General features: G+C 34.8%; 10 protein-coding genes. 1 reads left to right on the top strand and 9 read right to left on the bottom strand.

All coding sequences use genetic code 11. The features are described 5' to 3' along the window. Positions 1–27: 27 nt before the first annotated feature. The 5 genes from sufB to sufC are packed head-to-tail and all read right to left on the bottom strand — an operon-like array spanning position 28 to position 5,107. Positions 28–1,422, bottom strand: coding sequence for a Fe-S cluster assembly protein SufB (gene sufB, locus H1220_02505; GenBank protein QMI86244.1), 1,395 nt, complete (start codon positions 1,420–1,422; stop codon positions 28–30). After that, positions 1,415–1,855, bottom strand: a complete 441-nt coding sequence (locus H1220_02500) for an SUF system NifU family Fe-S cluster assembly protein (protein ID QMI86243.1) — start codon at positions 1,853–1,855, stop codon at positions 1,415–1,417. The genes sufB and H1220_02500 overlap by 8 nt, the downstream gene beginning before the upstream one ends. Then, the gene (gene sufS, locus H1220_02495) at positions 1,830–3,071 is read right to left on the bottom strand and encodes a SufS family cysteine desulfurase (GenBank protein QMI86242.1); all 1,242 of its coding nucleotides are present in this window, start codon (positions 3,069–3,071) and stop codon (positions 1,830–1,832) included. Before sufS ends, H1220_02500 begins: the two co-directional genes overlap by 26 nt. A 1-nt stretch (position 3,072) precedes the next feature. Further along, positions 3,073–4,344 carry a Fe-S cluster assembly protein SufD gene (gene sufD / locus H1220_02490; GenBank protein QMI86241.1) on the bottom strand — a complete coding sequence of 424 codons (1,272 nt, stop codon included), beginning with the start codon at positions 4,342–4,344 and terminating at the stop codon, positions 3,073–3,075. Continuing rightward, positions 4,334–5,107: a Fe-S cluster assembly ATPase SufC gene (sufC, locus tag H1220_02485; protein QMI86240.1), complete on the bottom strand. Its 774-nt coding sequence runs from the start codon at positions 5,105–5,107 to the stop codon at positions 4,334–4,336. The genes sufD and sufC overlap by 11 nt, the downstream gene beginning before the upstream one ends. Positions 5,108–5,403: 296 nt before the next feature. On the opposite strand from sufC, the gene H1220_02480 reads away from it, so the two are divergent. Further along, positions 5,404–6,807 carry an IS1182 family transposase gene (locus tag H1220_02480; protein ID QMI86239.1) on the top strand — a complete coding sequence of 468 codons (1,404 nt, stop codon included), beginning with the start codon at positions 5,404–5,406 and terminating at the stop codon, positions 6,805–6,807. A 16-nt stretch (positions 6,808–6,823) separates the two neighbouring features. On the opposite strand, the gene H1220_02475 is transcribed toward H1220_02480, so the two are convergent. The 4 genes from H1220_02475 to tkt form a co-directional block, all read right to left on the bottom strand. After that, a complete protein-coding gene (locus tag H1220_02475; protein QMI86238.1) occupies positions 6,824–7,213 on the bottom strand; it encodes a hypothetical protein in 390 nt (129 codons plus the stop codon). Between the two features lie 60 nt (positions 7,214–7,273). After that, positions 7,274–8,746 (bottom strand): TrkH family potassium uptake protein, encoded by a 1,473-nt coding sequence (locus H1220_02470; GenBank protein QMI86237.1) that lies wholly within the window; start codon positions 8,744–8,746, stop codon positions 7,274–7,276. A 13-nt stretch (positions 8,747–8,759) separates the two neighbouring features. Continuing rightward, positions 8,760–10,112 (bottom strand): Trk system potassium transporter TrkA, encoded by a 1,353-nt coding sequence (gene trkA / locus H1220_02465; GenBank protein QMI86236.1) that lies wholly within the window; start codon positions 10,110–10,112, stop codon positions 8,760–8,762. A 277-nt stretch (positions 10,113–10,389) separates the two neighbouring features. Next, positions 10,390–12,363, bottom strand: a complete 1,974-nt coding sequence (gene tkt, locus H1220_02460; protein QMI86631.1) for a transketolase — start codon at positions 12,361–12,363, stop codon at positions 10,390–10,392. Between the last annotated feature and the right edge of the window lie 27 nt (positions 12,364–12,390).

The following is a 12,390-nucleotide window of genomic DNA, read 5'->3' as shown; positions in this document are numbered from 1 at the left end:
GCAAAGACACCAACACGATTTCTATTTTTACCCAACGCTACCTTCCATTTCATAGGCAATCAATCGATTTAACTCGACGGCATATTCCATTGGCAATTCTTTTGTAAATGGTTCGACAAAGCCCATGATAATCATTTCTGTTGCTTCACTTTCAGATAACCCTCTACTCATTAAATAGAATAATTGTTCTTCTGAAACTTTAGATACTTTTGCTTCGTGTTCTAGTGAAACTTTTCCATTGTGTAACTCATTAAATGGAATAGTGTCTGAATAAGATTTATCATCAACTAAAATCGTATCACATTCGATATGCGAAATAGATCCTTCTGATTTTTTTCCAAAAACAACTTGTCCACGGTAATTTACTTTTCCACCGTCTTTAGCAATGGATTTTGATACAATAGAACTAGATGTATGTGGAGCATTATGTATCATTTTTGCACCTGTATCTTGTACTTGATTTTCTCCAGCAAAAGCAATGGATAACATTGTTCCTCTAGCATGACGTCCGTTTAAGTAAACACTTGGATATTTCATTGTTGTTTTGGCACCTAAGTTTCCATCAATCCATTCCATTGTTGCACCTTCATGCGCAATGGCACGTTTTGTTACTAAATTATAGACATTGTTTGACCAGTTTTGAATAGTTGTGTAACGACAATACGCATCTTTTTTAACGATAATTTCAACAACAGCTGCGTGTAAGCTTGCTGTTGAATAGGTTGGTGCTGTACATCCCTCTACATAATGAATACTTGCACCTTCATCAACAATAATCAGTGTCCGTTCAAATTGTCCAGATTTTTCATTGTTAATTCTAAAATAAGTTTGTAATGGCACATCACATTTAACACCTTTTGGCACATAAATAAATGTCCCACCAGACCATACTGCCGCATTCAATGCCGCTTCAAAATTATCCGAAGCAGGAACAGCTGTTCCAAAATGTTCTTTAAAAATGTCAGGATATTCTCTCAATGCAGTATCTGTATCCGTAAAAATAATCCCTAATTTTTCAAATTCTTGCTTCATACTATGGTAAACAGCTTGAGATTCATATTGTACAGTTGCACCTGCTAAATAAGCTCTCTCAGCTTCTGGAATACCAATTCGTTCAAATGTTTCTTTAATTTTTTCTGGCACATCATCCCATGATTTTGCCACTGTTTCATTCGCTTTTTGATAATATGTAATATCTGAAAAATCAAGTTCAGATAAATCGGCACCCCAAGTTGGTTTATCTAATTTATAAAATAAATTCAAAGATTTTAAACGATAGTCTAGCATCCATTCCGGTTCATTTTTTTGTTGAGAAATATCTCGAACAACCGCTTCAGACAATCCTTGTCCTGTCGAATATAATATTTCAGCATCGTCTTTAAATCCAAATTTATATTCTGCTAAAGCAGGTACTTCACTCATTTTCTTCCAACCTTTCTAATAATGTTTCTAGCACTTTCCAACTCAATGTAGCACATTTAATACGTGTTGGAAATTTGGATACACCTTGCAATAATTCAGCATCTGCTAAATCAATCCCCACATCGTGCCCTTGCACAAGTTCAAAAAATGATTTGATTTTTTCTTTTGCAAGTGTCACATCTTCGCCTTTCAACAACTCACACATCATACTGGCACTTGCCTTGCTAATGGTGCATCCTTCTCCTGAAAACGAGATGTCTTCAATACGATTTTCTTTGGCACGAATGTGAACAGTTATCACATCTCCACACGTTGGATTTAACATTTCTAAAGAGTCTGTTTCTTCAATCTGTTTACGAAATTGTCGTGGGTGTGCTGAATGATCTAAAATCACTTGTCTATATAAATCATCTAATTTCGTCAATGCGACCATTCGTAAAAAACTCCTTTACTTTTTTGACCGCCTCAACAAAACGATCCACATCTTCTTTGGTATTATATATATAAAAACTTGCTCTAACTGTTGCTGTGACATTTAACTGTCGCATCAAAGGTTGTGCACAATGATGCCCTGCACGAACAGCAACGCCTTCCATATCTAAAGCTGTTGCGACATCGTGAGGATGAATACCTTTTAAGTTAAAACTAATGATGCTTCCACCATTATAGCCTTTTTCATGCCCATAAATCAGTACATCCGGTATAGTCTGTAACTGATGTAATGCAGCCATTGTTAACTGCTGTGTATATTGTCGAATAGTATCCATATCACATTGTTGTATATATTCAATAGCGGCACCTAAGCTAATCGCACCAATAATATTTGGTGTCCCCGCCTCAAATTTATAAGGTGTTTTTTGATACGTACTTTCCATATCGCCTACATATTCAATCATATCGCCTCCAAATGTGATTGGTGGCATCTTTTCAAGTAATTCATGACGACCATACAGTACGCCTATTCCATTCAACGCTCCTAATTTATGTCCACTAAAAGCATAAAAATCATAATGGGTTACATCAACAGACAGATGTGGTGTAGATTGTGCTCCATCAACAACGATAACACCACCTACATTATGAACTATATTGGCTAATGTTTCTATATCATTATGAACACCTAAAACATTGGATACATGTGTCACAGCCACTATTTTGGTGCGATGTGTCGCCATTTTTGATACAGCCTTAACATCTACTTCGCCTGTTTCTAATAGAGGCATAAAAATCAATTTTGCACCTGTTTTTTTCGCCAATTCTTGCCAAGGAACTAAATTTGCATGATGCTCTAAAGCAGATACAAAAATTTCATCTTGTTCTTGTAGTATACTTTCACCATAACTTTTTGCGACTATATTCAAACTATCTGTTGTACCACTTGTAAAAATAATATCCTTTTCAGACGTAGCATGAATAAAGTTTTTCACAATATCTCTGACTTTTTCATACTCTTGCGTTGCTTGGTATGCCGTTGTGTACACACCTCTATGCACATTCGCATACGTCGTATTTAAAAATGTTGTTATTTTTTCTTGAACAGGAAGTGGCACAAATGAAGAAGCTGCACTGTCTAAATAAATATAAGGTTCATCATTGATAGATTGATTTAATACGGGAAAATCCTTTTTTATATCCATACTATTATCCATACTATTCACCTAGCTTATGATCAATCACGTCAATCATTTCTTTTTGAATATCACGCATTGGAATTTCTGTAATAACAGCACCTAAAAAACCACGAATAACAAGTTTTTCTGCATCATCTTGGCTTAAACCTCTACTCATCAAATAGAATAATTGTTCTTCATCCACTTGTCCGACACTTGCTGCATGCCCTGCTGTCACATCACATTCATCAATCAATAAAATTGGGTTGGCATCTCCTCTAGCAAATTGAGATAACATTAACACACGACTTTCTTGTTGTGCATCTGCTCCTTTTGCTCCTTTAATAATATGTCCAATACCATTAAACGTTAGCGTTGATTTATCCATAATAACACCATGTTGTAAAATATGCCCTACGGAATGTTTAGCATAATTTGTCACACGTGTGTCAATCCCTTGCACTTGTTTACCAGTTGAAATACCAATAACTTTTACATGACTTGTCGAACCGGTACCTACTAAATCGGAATCAAAATCGGCAATGACATTACCGTCATTTAAAGCACCTATCGCCCAGTTAATATCTGCATCTTTTTGGATACGTCCACGACGATTGATATACGCATGTGTTTGTTCACCCAGTCTGTCAACGGCAGCGTATTTTATTTTTGCACCGTCTTTAGCGATTACTTCTACCACAATATTCGCTGTGTTTTTCTTATTGCCAAATGTTTCTAATTTTTCAACGTATGTTAATTGACTATTCACATCGGCAACAATCAGAACGTGTTTAACAAAGGCTTCTTGAATGCTACTGTCTTGTAATAAAATCGTTTGAATAGGTTCTTCAATCACGACATTTTTTGGAACATATAAAAACACACCACTGTTCATATACGCACGATTAAATGCTGTTAATTTATCCTCATCAACTGCTACAACAGTGTTTAAATGGGCTTGTACCAACTCTGGATATTCTTGCATTGCTGTGAATAGGTCTGTTAAAATAACACCTTGTTCAACCAACGATGTAGGTAATTGTTCAAAAACAGTACGTGTTCCATATTGTACTAATAATGGTTTATCATGCTCTAAATTCGTTAAAACACCATATCCTGTTTCATCACTTTGCTCATCTGAATCAATCATTGTATCAAACAAATGCCAACGATTAAATTTCACACGTTCAATAATAGGTAATGCTAATGTGTCTAATAATCCGTATGCTTGTGTCCGTTGTGCAATTGCCCACTCAGGTTCTTGCTTTAACATAGAAAATGTTTGTAATGTATCCATTCTATTATTCTCCATCAATCTCAATATCTAAGCCTAACTCATCACGGATACCTTTATATCCTTCTGCTTCTAAACGTTTCGCTAAATCTGCGCCACCTGTTTTCACAATTTTTCCACCCATCATCACATGAACAATATCTGGTTCGATATAATTCAATAAGCGTTGATAGTGTGTAATAATCAATGACCCAAAACGATTACCACGCATTGCATTCACACCTTTTGAGACAACTTTTAAGGCATCAATATCTAAACCAGAATCGATTTCGTCTAAAATAGCAAATGTTGGCTCAATCATCAATAATTGTAAAATTTCATTACGTTTTTTCTCTCCTCCAGAGAAACCTTCATTTAAATAACGTTCTGCCATTTCTTCAGGCATGTCTAATAAAGCCATTTTTTCATCTAATTTTTTAATAAAATCACGTACGGAAATTTTATTATCATCATCACGTCTTGCATTCATGGCTGCACGCATAAATTCAGCATTTGTCACACCTGCAATTTCACTTGGGTATTGCATGGCTAAAAACAATCCAGCTCTTGCACGTTCGTCTACTTCCATATCTAAAACACTTTCACCATCGAGTAAAATTTCACCTTTTGTTACTGTATAGCTTGGATGCCCCATAATCGCTGCTGATAGAGTTGATTTACCTGTTCCATTAGGTCCCATTACGGCATGAATTTCTCCTGTTTTCATGACTAAGTTGACACCTTTTAAAATTTCTTTATCTTCAATTGATACATGTAAATCTTTAATTTCTAAAATAGACATATTATACCTCTTTTCAAATTTTATCGTCTTTATTTTATAATAATTCCTAATAATAAGCTAGCTTTTGCTTTTACAAAAAAAGCATCTATAAAAGATGCTCAGACTGTTGACAAATTAAAATGTCGACAGTCTTTTTTCGTATCAGACGTTAAGTTGCACGGCTTACCACGATGTACACGATACATCGCTCGTTCTCTACCATGTGCGAGAACGAAGCCATTCGTACCACAACGTCTGATACGATAATAACGCTTAAAAGTGGTATAATAGAGATAAGAAAAAGGAGGGAAAAATCTATGTTTTATAAAGAAACTCACCCAAATGATGAAATCATATTAAACACATTGTCCGAATTAGTACCAAAAGACCATTTACTACGTAAAATTGATAAATCAATTGATTTCAATTTTATTTATAAGATTACTTCTCCTTATTATAGCCATACGAATGGTCGCAATAGTTTAGACCCTGTTGTTTTATTTAAATTGGTCTTTTTAAAAGATATTTATGGCATTAAATCCATGCGGGAAACCATTAAACGTGTCGAAACGGATGTAGCGTTTAGATGGTTTTTAAACCTCCCTTTCTCTAAACCTACCCCACATTATTCTACTTTCTCTCAAAATTATATTCGCCGTTTTCAAGGGACGTCTGTGTTTGAAGATATATTCAACACTATTGTACACCAAGCTATCTCACATCATTTAATTAGCGGCACAGCCTTATTCACAGATTCCACACACATTAAAGCAAACGCCAATAAAAATAAATTTAGAAACGCCGTTATTGAAGTGGTTCAAGAACGTAAGCGAGATTTAGAAAACGAAATCAACGCCGAACGAGAAGCTATTGGAAAAAAGCCGTTTCATTACACCGATAAAACCATCTCTAAAACGATTAAAGAAAGTACGACTGATAAAGAAAGCGGCTATTACCATCGGGATAATAAAGAAAAAGGATTTATGTACTTAGACCATCGTAGTGTCGATGGTAAACATAACTTTATTGTGGACTGCTTTATTACACCGGGGAACGTGCATGATAGCGTACCGTATGTGTCGCGATTAACATATATCATGGATAAATTTAAGTTTGATGTGAATTGTGTCGCGTTAGATAGCGGGTATTATAAAAAAGACATTTTAAAATTTTTAGAAGAGAAAAAGATATTTTCTGTGATTGGGTATAGACGTTTTCATCGCAATCCTGACCATAAGTTTTTTCGATATGATTCATCTAGAGATTGTTTTACGGATACACGTACGGGAGAAATTTACACCTACAGAAACATTGATAGACAAGGATATAAACAGTATCGTATAAGCGATAACAGTAATAAACGGATACTACGTCGCGCGATAGATGCTGATGTATACGATAGATGTCGTGAGCGTCGATTATCTACGTTTGGGAAAGCACTATATAAACGACGGAAAGAAACGATTGAGCGTAGCTTTGCAGACTCTAAACAAAATCATGGGTATCGGTTTGCACAATATAGAGGAGTAGCCAAGATGCAGCAGTACACTTGGTTATCTTGTGCTGCCCAAAATATGAAAAAAATGGCAATTCTACTCACGAGAGATAGCCATTTTTTACAATATAGTTTTTTATTTATCATTTTTAAATGTAAAATCCAACGTATTTTTCAAAACTGGAAAAATACGTTGGATTTTTTATCGCTATTGTCAACAATCTGAGCATCTATAAAAGATGCTAATTTCTTTTTAAGAGATAATAAGGGAATAGAAAAGCGCTTGGTAAAAATAAGACACACATCATGAGAAAATAGGCAAAAAAGTCTTGTACACTTAACTTTTTCAAAAGGCAATATATCAATGCATATATCGCATACGATACAATACGTGTCGTCAATTTTGTCGTTTGTTCCACGTGTATCTCATGTTTTCTTGCATAAAAAACATTCGATAACCCAACTCCTAAATATAATAGCCACGTCATCCCAGTCAGAACGACTGTCCCTTGTATAAGCATAAAGGAATGAGCTATTTCTGGTAAGATATGATATGCTGACAAAAGGGTAAAAATCCATCCTACAGCACTTAATCCACCTAATACTAAAATAATTTTTTTTACTATTTTCATTCGTTTCCACTCCTTAGAGTACTTTTTCTTATTATATCAAAAAAAGCTCATCAGTTCATACTAATGAGCTTTATTTCCTTTAAATAATTTTTTAAGCGTTGATGGCGCCAATAAAATAATAATTGGATATATTTCCAAACGTCCTGCTATCATACTCAACGATAAAATGATTTTTGTCATATCCGAGTAAAATGCAAAATTAGAAATAGGACCAACCGCTGCTAATCCAGGGCCTATATTATTAAATGTTGCTGCAACACTTGAAAATGCCGTTAGAAAATCTGGGGCTTCAATAGACACACAAATCAATAAAAGAATAAAGGTTAATAGATATATTTGTAAATAATTCGATACTTTTGTACTATCTGATTTTCGTAATGCTTTCCCATTGAATTTTGTCGTTACAATACGGTTTGAATGCCCTAAACGCTTCATTTCAGAAACAGCTTCTTTTATATACATCACAATACGAGATACTTTCATACCCCCTGCCGTAGAACCTGCACAGCCGCCAATAAACATTAAAATTAACACAATCACTTGAGCAAACAATGTCCATTCTCCAAAGTTAGCTGTTGCATATCCCGTTGTCGTTACAATAGATGCTACTGTAAACAACACATGTCTAAACGTTTCTTCTAGCGTAGCCCAATTTGGTGCTAAAGATAGCGTAATCAGTAAAATGGCAATAATAACGATACCTAAATAGTAATGTAACTCTTCATCTTTAAAAGCAGCTTTGGCATAACCAATCATCATTAAAAAGAATAAATTAAAGTTAATACCAAATATAAGCATACCAATACCAATCACGTATTCAACAAAAGCTGGATTGGCATAAATAGAAAATCCTGCATCGTTAATGGCAAAACCACCTGTTCCTGCTGTACCGAATGATAATAGCATTGAGTCATATAGCGGTACGCCACCTAATACTAAAATAAGTATTAAAATAAGTGTTAAAGATAAATAAATCGCATATAAAATACGTGCTGTATCGCTTAATTTCGATACGAGTTTTCCAAAAACAGGTCCGGGAACTTCAGCTCGCAGTAATTGTGCGGAATCTGCTTTAGAATCTGGCAAAATTGCTAACGTAAAAACAAGCACACCCATACCGCCGATTAAGTGAGTAAAACTTCTCCAAAATAAATTTGATTTGGACAATGGAGCTAGTGTTGTTAAAATGCTGGAACCAGTTGTCGTAAATCCACTTGCTGTTTCAAAAAATGCGTCGACAAGAGATGGAATATCTCCTGAAAAGACAAATGGCAAACCTCCAAAAAAGGCGAGTAAAATCCAACCCAATGCGACAATAACAGCACCATCTCTAGCACGTAGTGTAATGCCTTTTGGATTTTTTAATGACATGATACAACTTAATGAGAGTAATAATCCTATGGTCATTAAATAAGCCGATATGTATTTCCAATCTTCTTGATAAATTAGGGATACAAAAAGTGGTGCCAATAATAATAATGCTTCAACTAGTAATAATTTTCCTATTAAATAAATAATAATTTTTCGATTCATCTTCTGAGCCTGCCTATTTATCCAAAATATCTTCTAAATCAGAAAAATGTTTATTTGTTGTAATAACAATGACTTTATCATCTGCTTGTAAACTATCTCGTCCATTCGCATAAATAATTTTTCCTTGTCTTAAAATATACGCAATCAATAAATTTTTCTTCAATGGCATATCTTTAATTTGTCTATCTAAAATATGACACTGTTCAGATACTTTAAACATGAGTACTTCAACCTTACCTTGTGCAACACGATACAACGCTTCAACACGTGAACCTTGTGCATTGGCACGTGAACGAACAAATCGAGAAATTTGACTAGCAATCAAGTTTTTAGGTGTTACAATTTTCTTTAATTGTTTTGTATCTAATACTTTTAAAATATTTGTACGGCTCATTTTCGTAATAACTTTACGTACACCTTTTTTATCTGCATAAATAGACGCAATTAAATTTTCTTCATCAACTCCTGTTAAAGACACAAAAGCATCATAATTTTCTAAACCTTGTTCATCTAAAATATCCGGATTTGTTCCGTCTGCATGAATGACTTTTAATGCTGGATATTCCGCACTTAATTGTTCACATTTTTCTAAATTATGTTCAATAACTTTCATATCCATGTGTGTATGCTCTAACAATTTGAATAAATAATATGCAATTTTCCCACCGCCCAAAACAAAAACAGATTTAATGGCTTTTTCACTGTTCCCAATTTGTCGATGAAACGTCGTCATATCCTTTGGCAATCCTGCCACATAGATTTTATCGTTAGCTTGTAATGTATCACTACCAGATGGAATAAAGACATCGCCATCTCTATCAATAATACAAACTAAAACAGAACCATATTTTGTTCTAAAATCACTTAAACTCAAACCATTTAAGGTAGATTTGTCTGTGATGTCTACCTCAACAAGAGAGGCTCTATTTCCTGCCAATGTTTCAACATTTGATGCTGAGGCATAGCGAATTGCTCTAGCAATATCCATTGCCGCTGCCATTTCTGGATTGATAATTAAAGAAATACCTAGCGCATTTCTCATAAAGTCTAGTTGTTTTGCATATTCTGGATTTCGTACACGAGATACGGTATGTCGTACACCTAGTTTTTTCGCTAAAGTAGCAGAAATTAAATTGACTTCATCTGAATCTGTTGCTGCAATAAAAATATCCGCATGTTCCACACCAGCTTCTTTTTGCGTGTCAATACTTGCCCCATTTCCAACCATACCTGTAATATCGTATTTATTCATTAGTTCATCTACTAAATTTGATGATAAGTCAATCATCACCACATTATGAATTTGCGATAATTCTTCGCATAATGTTTGACCAACTTTTCCAGCACCAACAATTACAATGTCCATTTTAATTTATTCAACTCTTTTCGAATGATATTATTGGCACATCATACCACTAAGACTATAAAAAAGCTACTACTTATGTGATAGTTTTCATCATTTTATTAAAAATACTATCTATCTCATTCACTTCAACACATCAACATAACACATGTCTGTTTGCTTTATAAGAATCACATATAATCTCACGATAATTTAACAAAAGTGGTGAACGGATAATTTAAGCATCCGTTCACCACTTAGTGTATATAAATATAATCTTATTTTTTAAGTTAGGTTTTTATTATCCTAATTTTTTCACTTGTTCAACCACATTATCAACTGTAAATCCGAAGTGTTTTAATAAATCATTTGCTGGACCACTTTCTCCAAAACTATCAATCCCTAAAACAGATCCTTGTAAACCTACATATTTATACCATGGCATTGTTGCAGCCATTTCAACAGCAAAACGTTTTGTCACATTGCTTGGTAAAATACTTTCTTTATAATCAGCAGATTGTTTGTCAAATAATTCAAAACATGGCATGCTGACAACACGTACAGCTTTGCCTTCTTCTTTTAACACTTTAGCTGCTTCAATACACAATGATACTTCTGAACCAGATGCTAATAATAAATAGTCTGGTGTTTCACTTGTTTCATAGACAACATACGCACCTTTTGATACATTTTCAAAAGATGTATTTTCTAGTACAGGTAATGCTTGTCTTGTTAACACCAATGCTGTTGGCGTTTGTGTTGATGTTGCTGCTAAGTACCATGCTCCTTGTGTTTCTCTTGCATCTGCCGGACGAATAACATTTATATTCGGTAATGCTCTTAATGCTGCTAAATGCTCAATCGGTTCATGTGTTGGGCCGTCTTCCCCTACGGCAATACTGTCATGTGTAAAGACATACGTAACTGGCAATTTTTGAATAGCTGCTAAACGAATAGCACCTTTTAGATAGTCACTAAAGACGAAGAATGTGCCACCATACACACGTACACCTCCGTGTAAAGTCATCCCATTTAAAATAGTTCCCATCGCAAATTCACGAACACCAAACTGAATATTACGTTGTGTACGATTTGTATCGTCTTGTAATGTATCTTCTTTAATGTATGTCATATTAGAATGTGCTAAGTCAGCAGAACCACCTAAAAATTGTGCAGATACTTTAGCAATCGCATTTAAGGCATCTTGTGACGAATTACGTGTCGCTTGATTAAAACCAACTTCATATACCGGAAAATCATTTTCTTTTAATTCTGTTAACACATCATCGTTTACAACACGGTCAAATGCTTGTGCTAATTCTGGATAAGTAGCTTTATATTTTTCAACTAAATCTATCCATTTGTCATAGGCTTGTTTTCCACGTTTGACAACATGTTCATCAAAATCAGCATAAACATCTTCTGGTACTTCAAATGGAGCATAGTCCCAACCTAATTGTTCACGTGCATACGCTGTGTCTTCCTCACCTAAAGGAGCACCGTGCACAGCATTTGTGCCCTGTTTTTTAGAACCAAAACCAATAATTGTTTTTACTTCAATTAACGATGGACGTGGATCTTTTTTTGCTTCTTCAATTGCTTTTGACAATGCTTCTACATCATTTCCGTCTTCAACTAAAAGTGTATGCCAACCGTATGCATCGTATCTTTTACGTACACTTTCTGTTAAAGCATCTTCTGTTTTACCGTCCAAACAAATATCATTTGAATCATATAAAGCAATTAGTTTTCCTAATTTTTGTTGTCCTGCATAAGAACTTGCTTCTGCACTAACCCCTTCCATAAAATCACCGTCACCACAAATAGCATATGTGTAATGATCTACAACAGGAAATTCTGGTTTATTATATTGTGCAGCTAAATAACGCTCTGCAACAGCCATACCAATAGCTGTAGAAATACCTTGCCCTAATGGACCAGATGTAGCATCAACCCCTTGTGTATAGCCATACTCAGGGTGTCCTGGTGTTTTAGAATGTAATTGACGGAATTGTTTTAATTCATCAATCGTAACATCTTTAAATTGGCTTAAATGCAATAAAGCGTATAATAATGCTGAACCATGTCCCGCAGATAATACAAAGCGATCACGGTTGAACCATTTAGGTTGCTCTGGATTAACATGGAAATGATTTGCATAAAGAGCATACGCCATTGGAGCCGCTCCCATAACAACACCAGGGTGTCCTGATTTTGCTTTATTGATAGCATCAACTCCTAAAAAACGTATTGCATTTACTGATTTTGTAGACACCATAAAAAAATTCCTCCTAGTCGAATA

Source organism: Carnobacteriaceae bacterium zg-84 (assembly GCA_013874835.1).
Classification (GTDB): domain Bacteria; phylum Bacillota; class Bacilli; order Lactobacillales; family Aerococcaceae; genus WM01.
The sequence above is the reverse complement of the archived record's forward strand: the minus strand, read 5'-3'. Positions and strand labels throughout refer to the sequence as shown.